Source organism: Thiocapsa sp. (genome assembly GCF_018399035.1).
In the GTDB taxonomy this organism is placed as follows: Bacteria; Pseudomonadota; Gammaproteobacteria; order Chromatiales; family Chromatiaceae; genus Thiocapsa.
Genome location: NZ_CP073760.1, coordinates 1,781,919 through 1,797,373 on the forward strand (window position 1 = coordinate 1,781,919; position 15,455 = coordinate 1,797,373).

General features: G+C 59.8%; 11 protein-coding genes and 1 pseudogene. 3 read left to right on the forward strand and 9 right to left on the reverse strand.

The genetic code is table 11. The features are described from left to right. Positions 1–407: 407 nt before the first annotated feature. Positions 408–1,667, reverse strand: coding sequence for an ISL3 family transposase (locus KFB96_RS08170; protein ID WP_213462434.1), 1,260 nt, complete (start codon positions 1,665–1,667; stop codon positions 408–410). Positions 1,668–1,760: 93 nt separating this feature from the next. Here KFB96_RS08170 and KFB96_RS08175 point away from each other — a divergent pair, with 93 nt between their 5' ends. The 3 genes from KFB96_RS08175 to KFB96_RS08185 all read left to right on the forward strand — a co-directional run bounded on the left by KFB96_RS08175 (position 1,761) and on the right by KFB96_RS08185 (position 3,189). After that, complete coding sequence (locus KFB96_RS08175) at positions 1,761–1,982, forward strand: UPF0175 family protein (RefSeq protein WP_213462901.1); 222 nt, start codon at positions 1,761–1,763, stop codon at positions 1,980–1,982. Between the two features lie 400 nt (positions 1,983–2,382). Next, positions 2,383–2,697 carry a hypothetical protein gene (locus tag KFB96_RS08180; protein ID WP_213462432.1) on the forward strand — a complete coding sequence of 105 codons (315 nt, stop codon included), beginning with the start codon at positions 2,383–2,385 and terminating at the stop codon, positions 2,695–2,697. An 87-nt stretch (positions 2,698–2,784) separates the two neighbouring features. Next, positions 2,785–3,189: a transposase gene (locus KFB96_RS08185; protein ID WP_213462430.1), complete on the forward strand. Its 405-nt coding sequence runs from the start codon at positions 2,785–2,787 to the stop codon at positions 3,187–3,189. 316 nt (positions 3,190–3,505) lie between these two features. On the opposite strand, the gene KFB96_RS08190 is transcribed toward KFB96_RS08185, so the two are convergent. The 8 genes and pseudogenes from KFB96_RS08190 to KFB96_RS08225 form a co-directional block, all read right to left on the reverse strand. Beyond that, positions 3,506–4,189, reverse strand: a complete 684-nt coding sequence (locus tag KFB96_RS08190) for a M48 family metallopeptidase (RefSeq protein ID WP_213462428.1) — start codon at positions 4,187–4,189, stop codon at positions 3,506–3,508. A gap of 5 nt (positions 4,190–4,194) precedes the next feature. After that, positions 4,195–7,368, reverse strand: coding sequence for an HsdR family type I site-specific deoxyribonuclease (locus tag KFB96_RS08195; RefSeq protein ID WP_213462426.1), 3,174 nt, complete (start codon positions 7,366–7,368; stop codon positions 4,195–4,197). Positions 7,369–7,372: 4 nt separating this feature from the next. After that, the gene (locus KFB96_RS08200; RefSeq protein WP_213462424.1) at positions 7,373–9,124 is read right to left on the reverse strand and encodes a DUF262 domain-containing protein; all 1,752 of its coding nucleotides are present in this window, start codon (positions 9,122–9,124) and stop codon (positions 7,373–7,375) included. A gap of 36 nt (positions 9,125–9,160) precedes the next feature. Continuing rightward, positions 9,161–10,211: pseudogene (locus KFB96_RS08205) on the reverse strand (virulence RhuM family protein). Beyond that, the gene (locus KFB96_RS08210; RefSeq protein WP_213462422.1) at positions 10,208–11,491 is read right to left on the reverse strand and encodes a restriction endonuclease subunit S; all 1,284 of its coding nucleotides are present in this window, start codon (positions 11,489–11,491) and stop codon (positions 10,208–10,210) included. The pseudogene KFB96_RS08205 and the gene KFB96_RS08210 overlap by 4 nt, the downstream one beginning before the upstream one ends. Beyond that, positions 11,488–12,510, reverse strand: a complete 1,023-nt coding sequence (locus KFB96_RS08215; RefSeq protein WP_213462420.1) for a PDDEXK nuclease domain-containing protein — start codon at positions 12,508–12,510, stop codon at positions 11,488–11,490. Before KFB96_RS08215 ends, KFB96_RS08210 begins: the two co-directional genes overlap by 4 nt. Further along, positions 12,507–15,188 carry a type I restriction-modification system subunit M gene (locus tag KFB96_RS08220; protein ID WP_213462419.1) on the reverse strand — a complete coding sequence of 894 codons (2,682 nt, stop codon included), beginning with the start codon at positions 15,186–15,188 and terminating at the stop codon, positions 12,507–12,509. Before KFB96_RS08220 ends, KFB96_RS08215 begins: the two co-directional genes overlap by 4 nt. 22 nt (positions 15,189–15,210) lie before the next feature. After that, the gene (locus KFB96_RS08225; protein ID WP_213462417.1) at positions 15,211–15,396 is read right to left on the reverse strand and encodes a hypothetical protein; all 186 of its coding nucleotides are present in this window, start codon (positions 15,394–15,396) and stop codon (positions 15,211–15,213) included. Between the last annotated feature and the right edge of the window lie 59 nt (positions 15,397–15,455).

The following is a 15,455-nucleotide window of genomic DNA, read 5'->3' on the forward strand; positions in this document are numbered from 1 at the left end:
ATCGTCTTGTCATCAGGATGCACCGGTTGAGCCGGGGTGTGTCGGCGCACGGAGGGTGCATGCGTTCTCCCGGACCATTTGATGGAGGAATCCATTCGGCAGGGCTGCAGGAATATGGTGCCCTGCCCCGTCTAGCCCTTCATCAATGTTCGACTCACACGCGGAGGCACTCATCCTTGGAGATTTTTTCGATCCGCGATCTGCGGGAGCATGCCGATGATCTCGTCCGCGAAGCCAAGTCCGGACGTCTGTCCGTCGTGACCAAGCACGGAGAACCGATTTTCCGGCTCTCCCGGATTTCAGGGGGACACATGAGTTATTTTAAAACAGGCACTTATGCCGCATTTCGCCGTACACGAGAAACCCCGAAAATGGCTGAGCGCTCGACCTGGCAAGCGCTTGTTTTATCAACGAACGGTTCCGAACTTGGCGTATCCATTGAGATCCAGGTACACCCTCTGGTAGAAGTGTTTGAGGCTCGTCATTCCATAGCAGCGGCGCTTGATGACTTTGAGCTTATTGTTGAGCCCTTCCACAAAGCCACTGGTCCGGCGGCCGACGAAATAATTCGTGATCTCCTCGAAGCGGGTCTCGAGCGTGCCGAGGAAACGATCGAAACACGTGAGCTTGCGGTTGGTGACGCGGCGCATCCAACCGCGCAGTTTACGTTTGCTTTGACCTTTCGACAGGCGACTGTCGTAGATGGCGGTGAGCGCCTCGCAGGCTTCGTACGCTTCTTTGAGTTTCGGGGAGTGGGCGAAGATGCGATTGAGGAGGCGACGCTCATCGGCATTCAGGTCGGCGCGACGATGCCGCAGGACCCAATGCGCGTTCTTGAGCTCATCAATGGACGCTTTGGAGAGCGTGCGACGCAGCCGCTTGAACTCGCGCTTGCGCAGGGTTTCGAGTCCCTCGCGATACAAGCGAGCGACATGAAAGCGGTCCGCGCAGATGAGGACGCGTTTGCCGAACACGGCCTTCGCGGCCCCGATGAAGCCTTGGTAAAGGTCCGAGCAGACAACCTCGACCGTGCGCCGTAAGCGCTTGGGAATGCTTCGAAAAAACGCCTCCACGACGGCCTTGGTCCGTGCCGGGAGCAGGGCGATGACGCGGAGCCGATCATTCACGTAGGCACTGATCACGACGACAAAATCGCGATGGCCCTTCTTCAACGCAATCTCGTCGATGCCGATGACCTCCAGCGTCTCGATCCCGTTCCAATCGACCTCGGGCTCGATGCGGCGATCCAGAATGCCCTGCAGCGCATCGACACCGACGGCATGCTTGAGACTCACATCCTCGAGCGTACTGTTGATCAACTCGAGCAGCATTTGCTGCTCGAAGGCCTTCGTAACCGAGGCGCGTGGCGAATACCACGACAGCATCTGACTCGTCGTCGGCCGCCCCTCGCAGGAGTGGCACTGATAGCGTTTGGGTCGCAAAACAAGGACGGTGTGGTAGTCGAACACCGGTAAGTGCCGCAGCTTGATCTCTTGCCCAAGCCCGTAGCCATGGTCGATCGGCTTGCCGCAACGGTGACAGTGCGTTCCCTCCAGGGTGCTGTGGACATGGATCTGGAGCGTTCTACGCTCGCCGAGCACAACGCGATCAATGGCGAGATCAGGCAGGTTCAGCAGGGTCTGAAGGGTATCGGTGTCAAACATCATTATAGGCCGCGTCCGAATGGGGTTCTGCCCGCAGGCAAGCTTCAGGTTGTTGATTTATAAGATATCATAACCCCATGAGATCCTGGAGAGCCGATTTTCCTTGCGGTCCCTTTCGATGAGTCGCTCCTTCGCGGCGGACTGGCGATAGCACTCGCGACGCGCCTGTTCGACGAGGAAACGATCTCCCTCGGACAAGCAGCGCGACTCGCAGGGATGGCTGTGACCGAGTTTATGGAGCTCCTGAGTCGCCTGAAGATGCCCGTCGCCCGCGCGCGCCGCGGTGAATTGGAGCAGGAGATTGAAACCTTCAGCTGAGGAGTTCGGCGCGGCCGGCTCTTGGACAATTGCCGCGCCGACACTGAAACCCCATTTCGACGCGACTTCTAGCGCCCGACCGGCAGCGCATGCCTCGGCACCCACGAAAAATGAATCGCGACGGGCTCACGTTTTGAGCCACCGCCCGGGGCAACCTAACCCGGCGCCACCTCCATGGAACCTGCTTAGTCTTCTTCGGTAAAGGGTCGGACATGGCGTCAGGTTTCACCAATCGGCAAGAAACTGAATTGATGACGGACGAAGCGTGCTAAGACGGCTTCTTCCGCACTGGCGGACGGTCGCGAACGTACGGAATCGCAGCACCGGCTTGCGTGAGGTTAAGTGTGCAGTTGACAAATATGAATCCCAGTTCTCGCAGACCAACTGATGGAGGAATTCGATGGAATCGACAGATTGGAAAGCGATTGTTGCCGAGTGGCGCAAGCTGACCGCAGAGGAACAACGGCGGATTCGGCTCAGCCGAATCCCGCGCAAGGTGGCGCGCAGCATGGCGTTCGAGGGCGAGCCCGTCGACGAGAAGATGCTGGAGGAGTTCCTCCATCGCTCAAGAGGTCCCTTGCCCGAGAGCCCAGGAACATTTCGAGACACTTCATGCCCTGCGGACGGCGACGCAGCGGCCAGTCACCACCTTGAAGACGCCCGATTGATCGGCTCAATGACGAAGGACGAGAACCAACAGGACGATGACGACTAATGCCAACGTGAGAACTACGACCAGCTCAGACTCCACGCTGGTGATCCGGATCAAGATTGCGTCGAGTTCGAGGTCTACACCTCTGCCGTGCGCGGCCTGCGCCAGCTCAAGCGCGATCCTGAGCGGTGTTTGAAATATCTGGACTTTATCGACATCTACGCCGCTCTGGATGAGAATGAACGCATTCCATACACCCAACGCTATCCCCAAGAGGCGGCCGATATGAGCGGATTTGCCCAACGCTTCATCGAACAAGGTATCGAAAAAGGTATCGAGCAAGGGATCGAGAGGGGCTTCGTCCAAGGGATCGAGCAAGGCGTGCAGCGAGGTGAAGCCCGGATGCTCCTGTCTCTACTGCGGTTACGTTTCGCCGAATTGCCCAACGCCGTGCAGCAACGCATCGAGAGCGCCGACGCCGATACCCTGCTGCACTGGTCCGAGCGGGTGCTGACCGCCCGAACCTTGGCCGAGGTCCTCGATGACGTGTGTTGATCGGCAGCTCGTCCTCCCGGCACCGATCCCGATTCCGACCGGCGTGAAGCCGCAGCGGTCACGACGTGACCGCATTCGTTCGAGTGCATCCCGGAACGTCTGCAGACGCCGGTCGGTTTACCGACACCGACCCAGTTGCCCACCAGACACCCTTACCGAAGTCACGGCCGGCACCACAACGACCGGTGCACCCCTTATTCGGCCGTCATCGCGAGGCTCCGGTTAGTTGTGCCGCGAATGAGCATGAACCCCCGTCCTCCCGGACGAGTTGACGGAGAAAGGCCGTGGAATCAAGGGTGTCGGCCGGACAACATCCTCACAAGCGCTGCTCCAATAGTTCCCCATGGTCGCATAGCCATCGCTTCGCGTTCTCGGTTGCCGGGTGTTGCGCCCTAACGATGTTCCAGAACCGCGGGGTATGGTTGGGCTCGATGAGATGTGCCAGCTCGTGGACGATGACGTAGTCGATTACCGACATCGGGGCCTTGATCAAGCGCCAGTTGAAACGCAAGCCGTTTCCCGGTGTGCAGGAACCCCAACGAAAACGGCCTTCCGAGACCTCGGCATCCCGATAGTTCACGCCGAGCTGTCGGGCATAGTGTTCGACACGAGGCAGGATCTTCTGCTCGGCACGCACCAGCAGCCAATCCGAGAACGCCTTGGTGCCGCCGGCCGCGATCCCGGGGGGCACCAAGAACTGGCGCGCAAACTCGATGTCGCCGGACGCCGTGGCGGTGATGGCAATGCGGTAACTGCGGCCCAAGTACATCACCGCCTCGCCGTTGACGAGCTCTTTACCGGGTGGCTGCGGGGCGTCCTCGTATTTCTGCGGGTGGCGCATCTTCTCGAACAGCCATTGACGCTTGGAGTCGACCGCCTCCCGAATTTTCTCCTCCGGGACGCCTTCGGGCGCGTGCACCACGATCCTTCGATCCCGCTCAACGGTGATGGTGAGCTTGCGTCTTCCGGCAGACCGAATGATGGAGTATTCGAGTTCCACGGCGGCTATTCGGCGTACAGTATGGCGTCGTTGTTCTTGTCGGCGATCTCCATGACCCGTGAGATCAGGTGGGCGCGGATACGCACGATATCCGGCAATTTGACGAACTCCGGCCGGAGCAATGTCTTTTGCAGCTCGGCCCTGAGACGGTTCCGAGCCGGGATGCTCTCCCAGAAGCCGGTCAGCTTCAGCTCGCGCTCGACGATGTTGAAGACCTGCTGAGTCAGATTCACCAGTGCGCCGATGCGGTCGTCTTCGTTGTCGGCATAGGCCGGTTGCTGCTCCCAGACGGCGCCAAGCTCGCGCTGGAACATCCTGAAGAACGGCATCTGTTTCTTGCGATGGAGTCCGTAGGTCGGTTCTTGGCTGGCGGTGCGCATGCGCTCGCGGAGCTTCTCCAACGCCTCGTAGATCTTCTGCCAGTTGTCGCGGAACTCCTCGAAGATCCTGGCCAGCGCCTCGGCGAAAGAGGCTTGGAGATCCGGATCGTCGTCCAGGTCCACATCCAGATGATGACGGATGGCGTGCTCGATCTCCGCGGCCTTGGTCTTGGTGCGCTTGCGCTTGCCGACCTGGCGCTCGAAGTCGTCGTCCAGGATCGAGATCGGGGCGACCTTCAAGTCGATGCCCTTCGAGGTCAGATAGGCATCCGTCAGTGCGCGCAATTTCGGCGGAATGCCCTTCATGCTGAGCCGGGCGTCGCGAAAGTGCTTGCCGGCCAGAACATTGATCTCGGTCAGGGCGTTGTAGTCGCCCATGAAGTCCAGCGCCTCCTTGGCCGGAAACACCAGGTTCAAGCAGCGGGTGAACTGCTTGAACAGGCTCATGAACTCGAACCGCAGGTCCTCGTCGTAGAAAAGGTCGAAGCAGGCATCGTGGTCGGTCAGGTCGATCAGACCGTGCATCCCCAGAAAGGCCATGATGGCTTGGTGCGCCGCCTGCAGCTCCCGGAGCTCGTCGTCCGGAAAGCTCAAGGCGTCCTCCACCTCCTTCTGCTCGCGCTCGTCGTACGTGTCGATGGCCTTCTTGAGGTGATGGCCGACGCCGACATAGTCGACCACGAACCCCTTCTCCTTGCCGGCACCGCCGACCCGGTTCACGCGGGCGATGGCCTGGAGCAGGTTGTGGGCGACGATGACTTGATCCAGATACATCACCTGCTCCACGGGCGCATCGAAGCCGGTGAGCAGCATGTGATTGACCACCAGGATCCCGAGATTGCCGTCGACGCCGTCGTCCTCGCTGTCGAAGGCCATCTTGAAGCGCTTGATGGCGATCTTGTGGCGGCCCTTGTCCCCGTAGAGCTTCAGGTGGGGCAGGTCGTTATGGCCGGCGGAGATGACGACCTCGATCCCCAATCGCCTCAACCGGTTCAGATCCAGGTTCAGGGGGTTGGACTGCTCCAGGGCCTCGATCGCATCCGCGAGAGCGAGGCACAGATAGGTACGATAACGCACCGCCGCCTCGCGGGAGGTCGCGACCACCTGCGCCTTGTAGCCGTTGGGAAAGATGTGCTCCAGATAGTGAGCCACCATGTCCCGCGCCTTGGCCGCGATGGTGGATTCCGCCTCCAGGTAAGCATCCCGTGAGCCGTAGCCGAGGATCTCCAGGCGCTCATCCAGCTTGTAGTCACTGAAGACATCCGCGAAGGCCGTGTCCATGGCCTTCCGGTCGGTCACCTCGGCGTTGTGGGTACGACCCTCGTATACGATCTCCAGGGTCACGCCGTCCTCGATGGACTGGCGCATGGTGTATTTGTCGATGTAATCGCCGAAGACCCGCTCGGTCTTGTCGATGGGGGTGCCGGTGTAGCCGATCCGCGCGGCGTTGGGGATGCCCTTGTCCAGGTTGGCCCCGAGCATGGCGTACTGGGAGCGGTGGGCCTCGTCGGTCATGACCAGGATGTTGGGGCTGATGTTCAGTTGCGGGAAGGTCTGTGCCAGGTCCGTTTCGCGGAATTTGTGGATCATGGCCATCACCAGATCCGAAGAGTCCGAGCGCAGCAGATCCTTCAGTGTCGCGATGCTGTCAGCCACCTTCACCGTGAAGCCGATGCTCTGGCTGGTCTCCGCCAGTTGCCCCTCCAACTGGGTGCGGTCGGTGACGAAGACCACCTTCCACTGTTGCAAGGCGATGTGCCGATACATGGCCCGTACCATGAACATCATGGTCAGCGACTTCCCCGAACCCTGGGTATGCCAGATGATGCCGCTGCGTGCCCGTGCGGTCGTACCTTCCAGCAGCCGCTTCACCGCCAGCCTGACCGCCCGGAACTGCTGGTAGCGACCGACGACCTTGATGGTCTCGCCCTTGTCGTTGACGGAAAACAGGGTGAAATTGCGCACGCTCTCGAGCAGATTGGCCGGGTCGCACATGCCGGCGACCAGGCGTTGCTGATCGTTGGCCGTGCCGGCACCGTGCTCCAGCTCGTCGACCGTGCGCGGATAGGGATCCGCCCAGCGATAGAAGTGCTTCTCGCCGTGGGTGGTGATGGTGCCGAACTTGGCCTGCTGGCGGCAGGTCGCCACCACGAACTGGTTGTAGAAGAAGAGCTGCGCGCTGCCCTCGCCCTTGGCCCCGCGCTGCTCGCTGTAGCGCAGCAGTTGGTCGATGGCCTCCGGGATCGGCTCCTTCACCTTGGGTGACTTGCACTCGATGACCACCAGCGGCAGGCCGTTCACGAACAGCACGATGTCCGGGATGACATGGTGCTCGGTGCCCAGGATGCGGACCTTGAGCTGGCAGACCGCGATGAAGCGGTTCGGGCCGTTCTGACCCCCAGAGAACCCAGGTCCGGCCTCGGCCTCGAAGTCGATGAACCGCACCGTCGGGCTCTTCTCCCCGGTCTGGCGATTCTCGCTGACGCTGGTGCCCTCCAGCAGCAGGCCGAGCAGATGACGGTTGTTCTCGATCAGGTTGTTGCCCGGAAAGCTGGCGGTGAGCTGCTTGATCACCTCCTCGATCTGATCCGGCTCCATCCAGGGGTTGATCCGGCCGATCTGCTCGCGCAGCACCGGCGGCATGACCACCTCGGTGAAGCTCTCGCGAAAGCTGTCCGCCGGGTGCTGCTTGCTGTCCAGATCCAGCACCTCCCATCCAAGCCCCGCGAGCTGATCCAGAAAGGGCTTCTCGACGTGGTTGCGCTCGTCGAGCTTTAGGTGGCCAGGTTGCTTTTCCATATGGTTACACCGTTCTGAAACCGTAGTGCTCCCGTAGCGCCTTCAAAACAGCTCTGTGGTTCGCCTCCAGCTCGATGAGCGTCCACTGCGTGTTCTTTAGAACTCGCAACGAGTTGGGGCAGGTGCTGATACGCTTATCGAAGTAGCGTGTCTTTTTCTCGGCATAATCCAAATTGCTCTGGGACGTATTCTTGCGGGTGCTGATCAAGACGAGATTCCCGAGTCGATGCGCCCACTCTTCGCGCTGCTCGTCTGTGAAGTCTATGCGCCACTGACTGTTCGCATTTGGATTCTGCGGCAAAATATGCTCCACGGACAAGGTCTCCAACGACATGCGGTTGCTATGATCCGCATAGAGATAATCCAGCTTCAACAGTAGATAGCGAGTAAACCGGCGGCCATACACAGCCGTTTCAACCGCACGGTTAAAGCCATCTTCATCGAACTTGAAGCCCGGGGTCGCCGCGAACACATCGGAGGCTTGGCCTGCCGCCTCGATGGCGCGAATCACGTCATTCATTCGATCAATGCGCGCGGTCGGCGTGTACTGAGCGATCCAATCCGAAGAGAGTTGGTTGTCCAGGTGAATCAGGAAATCCAACAACCTGTCGTATTTGAATCGGTCGAAATACCGCATCAACGGTGGCAGCCAATCGGTCGAAGGAAGGCCGGTCAGCATGACCTTGACGAGGTTATCGAACTCGAAGCTACCGCCGGTCTGATCGTAATTGTTGCCGCCGAGTAGCCTGTCATAGTGTTTAAGATAGCGTTCGACCAGAGCAAACGTCTCTTTTCCCTTTGAGAGCAACGACGGCTTCAACTGGCCCGTGGCCTTGTCCTTTTCCCGCGGGTTGTAGATCTTGTGCTCGAACTCATCGAGCAGATTCAGGCGCGCCTTGTCTTTCAGCAGTATTGTGCGTACATGGTTCAGAAAACGGTCGAAATCATCGCCCAGCTCCCCTTCGGCTTCTTCCCACAGTTTGGCGTATTTTGCCTTGTCGTCCTTGTTGTCCAGTGCGCCGAGGTTCTGCGATTTAAGGATATCGCTGTTACGCAGCGGTACACCGCGATTATTGAGAATGGTGAAGAGCCGAAACGCGTCGTCCAGGTCTTGGGTGGAGACGTAGATCAGAAGCACCTTGTTAAATAGGAAGCTGACAAAACTGCCTAGCGGCAGGTTGTGCTGCGCATCGCTAAGATACGCACGCATTTGTAGAACCGCCATGGCCATGTTGCGTACTGAACGGTCGTCCGAGTGGTTGGCGGCATCTTCCAAGCCATTCGTGTTGTTCGTGCCCTGGGGAGGCTTGATGAAGTTGTCGACGAACTCCTGAACGGTATCGCGGATTGCAAAGACAATGCGGGTGCGTTCCGGAACGCGCGTGAACTCATTTCCTTGTTGAAATACCGCAGCCGTGCAAGCCGCTTTGACTCCAGGGTTGTCTGACAGATCGCGGATACAAGCAAACAGCAAGAGCAGCGTGGTCATGCGCTGCTGTCCGTCCAAGAGATCATTTTCGTCGTATTGCTGTCCGGCAACGCTGCTGGCCTTCTTGTTTTGGAAGACCAGGGAGCCGAGGAAATACTGCTGTTCCGGCTTGTCATCGTGGGCGAAGCTCAGATCGTCTAAAAGGTCGTCGATCTCGTCACGACCCCAGATATAGGGGCGTTGGTACTCCGGGATACGGAACCACAGCGTGGAAAAAATATCCTTGACCAGAACCTTCTCGCTCTTGATCTCATGTTCGGCGGTCATTGGCTCAATCCTTTTCCTCTAATTGCAGGGGGCTTGTCATTCCTGGCCATCTTCGTTGTCCTTCTTGTCCGCATCGACCGCGATGCGCACAAGCTCGCGGTCGAAGTCGCTCTCGAACGTGCGGTCTTGGATGATACGGAATTTCTCGAACTCACTCTCCGCAAAGGTCTTGGCCAGGGCGGCCGTCACCCGGCCGGCGTCCTGCAGGATCTCGCGCTCGTCGAACTCAAGGAACAGATCCAGTCGTTTAGCCCAATCCTCCATGGTCATGGGGATCTTGCGGCGTGCGCGGTCTTCGGCCAGGTCCAGGTAGGCGTTGACGATGCGACCGAGGGATTCCAACTCGTCCTTGGCCAGGTAGTTCTTGGCCACCGACACGTCGCTCTTCAGGATCTTGCCCTCGGGACCCTTCGCCCGCCCAGGTCTGTAAGCCCATGTGCGGCTTGGTGCTGTCGGCGCGCTCCTTGATCAGTTCGGGGGCGGTGTGGCCGTGGACGGCGTAGTGCAGCTTGTTCTGGACCTTGGCGAAGAACGCCCGAGTGGTGGGGGCGTCCCTGTTGTAGTCGACCGCGGTGGCGTAGATGTCCGTGACCTTCTGGTAGAAGCGGCGTTCGCTGAGCCGGATCTCGCGGATCTCTTCGAGCAGGCGCTCGAAGTAGTCCTCGCCGAGGAAAGCGCCGTTCTCCATGCGCTGGCGGTCCAGCACATAGCCGCGAAGGGCGAACTGTCGCAGGACGCCCGTCGCCCACTGCCGAAACTGGGTGGCGCGCACCGAGTTGACGCGGTAGCCGACGGAGATGATGGCGTCCAGGCTGTAGAACTGGGTGTTGTAGCGCTTGCCGTCCGCGGCAGTGCTCCGGAATTTCCGGACAACTGAAGCCTGCTGTAACTCGTTGCTGGCGAAGATATTCCCCAAGTGCTCACTGACCGTGCGGACGTCCACGCCGAACAGCTCCGCCATCATCTTCTGGGTCAGCCAGACGGTTTCGTCCTCGAATCGGACCTCGATCCCCTGTTCCCCGGCCTGGGCCGTGAAGATCAGGAACTCGGCGGTGCTGTTGCGGATTTGGAGGGGCTTGTCGGTCATGGCGTCTGGACCGCGGGGGCTTCCGGTTCCAGCAAGGCGGTGACGCGTTTCTTGCCGGTTAGGAGGTCTTGCATGAGGGCTTTCTTCAGAAAGCCCAATTTCAGAGCATTGCTTTGAATGCGGCGAAGGAGACTCTCGTGCCCGTGTATTGTCGCTTCAATTCGCTCTTGCTCCGAGAGTGGCGGCACTTTAACGCGGAGTTTCCGCATTTCGCCAACATTAAAGTGCTGTTGCGCCAATCCACCTTGGCCCTCTAATACCTGTCTCTTTCCGTTATCGGAGTTAACCCAAATAGATAGAAATTCCGAGCGGACGACCTCACGCCTTGGGCGCGTAATTACGATATCAACACAATTGCATTTGTCCAACTCAGGCGGTACGACTGCTGTTGTTCCCGGATACCCTGTCCGAACTGTTACCAGATCTCCCGTTCTTAGTTGACTTTTGCGAAGAATCTCGTTGTCAACTTCGTTCATGAACACCAAATCGTCTTTGCTGATCTGATTTGGTCGGACGTTAGCGGAACGAAGTACGGGCACTCCATCTGGACGGTAGTACTGGGCAGGACGAATCACGATGCCGACGACGATCTCAGTGCATACCTGCGCGCAAGAGCTAACATCCCACTCCGCCGGTATCCGTCCAAGCGGTGAGTCTTTGAATTCGTGGGTCTCTTCGGAGCGGAGGTTGCCGTGTTCGTCGATGCCTCGGGTGAGCAGGTCTTGCATCAGGCCGGTCTTGATGCGCTGCTGCTTGGCAATGAACGCCTCGGTCTGCTCGATCGCCCGGTCCACCATCGAGAGGATCTCGGCGATTTTGGTTTGTTCTTCTAACGGAAAATCAGGTATCTCAAATCGAAGTAATTGCTCAATACTAATTCCCTTAACAGTTGATCCTATCGATAAGCTCTCAATTTTCTCTCTGATCCCTTCAATCGCCAAGACGACATAATCAACGTCAAAGCCATCCCGAAGGTGAAGGGCTCGCAAGTCCTGGTTGATTGCTGTTGGAACAGCCGCTATCGCAATGCGTCCTACGGCCATTCTTGTACAAATTATCGGAGTTCCCGCTGGAATAAGGTGTGAGGCACTCCTATTCAGTCCTTCTCTGCTAATTTCTTCCTGGGTGCAAGTTAATTTACGGTTCTTATCCTGAAAGTCCTTGACTGACGCCCACGGTATGCCTCCATTCCAGAGTGCGGGGTTGCTTCTTTCGGGTGTGCCGCCGCCTGTTGTCGATGACACGATGCTTGAAAGGGGCGTTTTGTTAACTTGACTCATCCCCAATTCCTCTCCCCAACCCGATCCAACACATGCCGAGCCTCCAACTCGCGCTTCAGCTCCTCCTCGGTCGGCAGCACCCGCAGATATTTGGAGGCAAAGAGCTGCTCGCTCTCATGCAGCACCGAGTAGCGCACCACGGTGTCGTCCTTGTCGGCGCAGAGGATGATCCCCAGCGTCGGGTTGTCGTCCTCGCCGCGTTTCAGGTCGTCGAACATGCGCACATACATATCCATCTGCCCGATGTCCTGATGGACGAGCTTGCCGGTCTTGAGGTCGATAAGCACGAAGCACTTGAGCAGATAGTTGTAGAACACCAGGTCGATATAGAAGTGGCTGGTTTCGGAGCTGATGCGGAACTGACGCCCGACGAAGGAGAAGCCCTTGCCCAGCTCCAACAGGAACTGCTGGAGCTTGCCGATCAGCGCCGTCTCCAGTTGGCTCTCGGCCTCGTTTGCCATCTCGGGCAGACCGAGAAACTCCAGCACATAGGGATCCTTGATGAACTCGCCGACCGGGGGCGGTGCGCGCTCGGCGGCCACGGCTCCGCTTGATGTCGACAGGAGGCGTTCGTACCAGCGGGAGCGGATGTTACGTTCCAGTTGGCGACTGCTCCACTGCTGCTCGGCGGCCTCGCGGATGTAATAGTCGCGGGCTAGGGCGTCCTCGACCCGCATAATCAGGCGATAGTGGCTCCAGGATAATTGGCTACGCACTGCGTAGCTTTTTGGGAACTCCGGAAACACGGTATAAAACTGGCGGAAGTTTTTCAGGTTGGCAACGGAGAAGCCCTGACCAAACTCCTCTCCGAGTTGCCGCGAGAGTTCCCGGATCAGATATTGGCCATAGTCCGCGCGCGTGGCGCCGGCCTGTTCCTCATCGACGATGCGCTGTCCGATACGCCAGTAGGCATCGACCATGATGACGTTGACGCTGGTCTGGGCCCGCTGTCGGGCCTCCCGGAGAAGCGTGCGAACCTGCTCGAAAAACTCGGGGCTTACCAGGTCGCGATCGGTCATTCGGATACCCCCAAATACCCCAGCCGATCGAGAAAGCCATCCAGCAGCGCCAGGGTCTCGCCGCGCGCCCGCTCCAGCTCACGGCTCGACACCGCGTACTTGTCCCAAAGATTCTCCACGATGGCGATCAGCGCCCGTTTCTCGGCATTGAGATAGCGGTTCAGCTCCGCGTTGGCGATGCGATAGAGCTTGCTCAGGATCAGCGTCTTGGCCTGGTCCTCGGTGAGCTGCCCGCCGATGGCCTCCAGCAGGGCGTCGGTCTCGGTTAGCCGCTTCCGGAGCGCAGCCTTGTCCTTGTTCATGGCATTGACGGCGCGTTCGCCGGCCTTGCCGACCGGGATGAAATCCGCAAGCCGGGCCTCGACCTGTTTCAGGAGAGCCCGCGACTCCGCCTTGTACTCCTCGCCGCCGATGCGCTTGAGCTGGAGCTTGACCTGGAGCGCGTCGGACTGGATCTTCAACTCGGCCTTGGCGTCCTTGATGCGCTTTTCCAGTACGGCGATGGCCCGCTCCCGGGCCTGCAGGGCGGCCCGCTCCCGGAGCGCCGACTCGCCGATGCTGTCCTCCAGGTCCTCGATCAGTGCCTTGAGCGCCTTCTTGATGACCGCCGCCGTCACCTTTTCGCCCTCGTCCGGCTCGTAGGCGGCAACCTCCTGTGCGGCATCGACCGCCTCGGCCAGCTCGCCCTGAGCCTCGCCGATGCGGGCCTCCAGGGTCTCGATGGCGTCGGCCTCGGCCTGGAAGAAGGTGGCGATGAGATCCTCGTCCGGGATCAGGCTGTGGTGCCAGCCGGTGGCAACGATGGTCTTGAGGTCGTAGCGGATCTGCTGCCACCAGTTGACGAAGACCCCGGCGGATTGGAACTCGTCCAGCACGGACAGCGGGATCAACTTGGCCTTGAGAGTGGTGAGCAGCTCCAGGCGCACCTCGGGGAGTTTCTTGCCGTCGCGCAGCTGCGCGAAGTCGTCGCGGGCGATGCTCCACCAGGCCTCAAGCGCCTGGTGGTGGGTAACGAGGGTCCGTTGCAGCGCGGGGTCGGCCTCCAGCCGTGCCTTGATGGCCGGCTTGGTGTCGATGACGTCCTGGAAGGCCAGGTAGCCGGGACGCTCGGGCCGGAACAGGCTGGCGGGGTCGACGCCGAACGGGTCGAAGTCGGCCTTGCGGGCCTGGACCTCGGCCTCGGGGATGCCGCCGATCAGATGGGCCTGCACGTCCTCGGGCTCGGGGTCCGGGGTGTTGTCGACATAGCGGCGGATGTTGAGGTTGTAGTCGTGCGTGCCGACGATCTCGGTCTTGTCCACCAGGCGGCTGTATTTGGCGATCTCGCGCTTGCGGGTGAAGACGTTGTCGATCTTCTCCACGTCCTCCGGGCGCAGCTTGTTCTGCTTCTTGCCCTCGGCGAACTCCCGGTCGGCGTTGATGAAGAGGACCTTGTCGCGCAGGGCGTCGGGCTTGGACTTGTTGCAGACCAGCGCACAGGCGGGGATGCCGGTGCCGTAGAAGAGGCCCGACGGCAGACTGATGATGGCCTCGATGACGTCGTCATCGATGAGGATCTCGCGGATCAGCTTCTCCTTGCCGCCGCGAAACAGGACACCGTGGGGCATGATGGTCGCCATGTGGCCGCGAGGCTTGAGGCTGGCCAGCATGTGCTGGACGAACATCAGGTCGGCCTTCTTGCCGGTCTCCGGGCACCACTCGCGGAAGCGGTTGGGGAACTGGAGGTTGGCGCGGCTGTAGTTCTGCGAGAAGGGCGGATTGGCCAGCACCCGATCGAACTTCTTGATCTGGCCGTTCTCCAGGATCTGCGGGTCCTCCAAGGTGTCGCCGTTCTCCACCCTGAAACGGGTGATGTTGTGGAGGATCATGTTCATGTTGCAGATGGACCAGACGGTACCGTTGGAGTCCTGGCCGTAGAGGAAGAGGTCGTCCGCATCCTGGCCCTGCTCGTCGATGTAGGCATGGGTCTGGATCAGGAATCCGCCGGAGCCGGCGGTGGGGTCGTAGACCTCCATGCCTGCCCGCGGCTTGGTGAGCTGGACCAGCAGGCGCACCACCTCGGCGGGGGTATAAAACTCGCCGCCCTTCTTGCCGGCGCTGTCGGCAAAGTACTTGATCAGGTACTCATAGGCTGCACCGAGCAGGTCCGGAAACTCGAAGTTGTCGTTGACCAGCACGAAGCGGGGCTGGTTGAAGTGGTCCAGCAGGTCTTTCCACTTCTGGTCCAGGATCTTGGTCTTGCCCTTCATCGCGTTGAAGTCGATGTTGTTCTTCAGCACGCCGGCCAGGGCGTCGTTCTCGTCCTCCACCGCGGCAACCGCCTTGTTGAGCATGTTGCCGATGTCGTGCTTGAGGTGCTTGAGCGGCGGGACGCGGTTGCCTCCCGCATCGGTCCAGGGCTCATGCCAGCGGGCGCGGGGCGGGACGAAGAAGGTGTCGCCGTAGGAGGTCCTGTCCTCCATCAACTCTCTGAGCAGTTGCGGATCGTCGATATGGGCAAAATCCTGCTTGCGCAGCTGCTCACGCTTGCGGTCGAACTCGTCCGACAGGCGCTTGATGAAGAGCATCCCAAAGATGAACTCCTTGAACTCGGAGGCGTCCATCTTGCCGCGCAGGATGTCCGCGGATTTGAGGAGAAAGGCTTCGAGCTGGGCGAGCGAGATCTTCTCTTGTTGCATGGAGCGGGGCTTCCTCGTGCCCTCAGGTCTTGGCTTGGGTCGGTGCGGGGTCCGCGATCGTGACGCCGTGTTGAGCACAGTGCGCGCGGATCATCACCTCGATCATGTTCGCGAAACTGCGATGCTCCCGTTCGGCCACGGTGCGCAGTCCTTCTTTCACGGCCGGCTGGATGCGGACGGTCAGGGTCGTTGTCTTGCTTTCCGGCATCGGGTGTCCTCGGTGGCTGCCTGACCTTCGGATGTACTACGGATATCCTACGGGGAATC

Excerpts from the sequence above, each read along its gene's own strand:
- KFB96_RS08170 (WP_213462434.1), bottom strand. The coding sequence starts at position 1,667 with ATGATGTTTGACACCGATACCCTTCAGACCCTGCTGAACCTGCCTGAT.
- KFB96_RS08180 (WP_213462432.1), top strand. The coding sequence starts at position 2,383 with ATGGAATCGACAGATTGGAAAGCGATTGTTGCCGAGTGGCGCAAGCTG.
- KFB96_RS08195 (WP_213462426.1), bottom strand. The coding sequence starts at position 7,368 with ATGGAAAAGCAACCTGGCCACCTAAAGCTCGACGAGCGCAACCACGTC.
- KFB96_RS08200 (WP_213462424.1), bottom strand. The coding sequence starts at position 9,124 with ATGACCGCCGAACATGAGATCAAGAGCGAGAAGGTTCTGGTCAAGGAT.
- KFB96_RS08210 (WP_213462422.1), bottom strand. The coding sequence starts at position 11,491 with ATGAGTCAAGTTAACAAAACGCCCCTTTCAAGCATCGTGTCATCGACA.
- KFB96_RS08215 (WP_213462420.1), bottom strand. The coding sequence starts at position 12,510 with ATGACCGATCGCGACCTGGTAAGCCCCGAGTTTTTCGAGCAGGTTCGC.
- KFB96_RS08220 (WP_213462419.1), bottom strand. The coding sequence starts at position 15,188 with ATGCAACAAGAGAAGATCTCGCTCGCCCAGCTCGAAGCCTTTCTCCTC.
- KFB96_RS08225 (WP_213462417.1), bottom strand. The coding sequence starts at position 15,396 with ATGCCGGAAAGCAAGACAACGACCCTGACCGTCCGCATCCAGCCGGCC.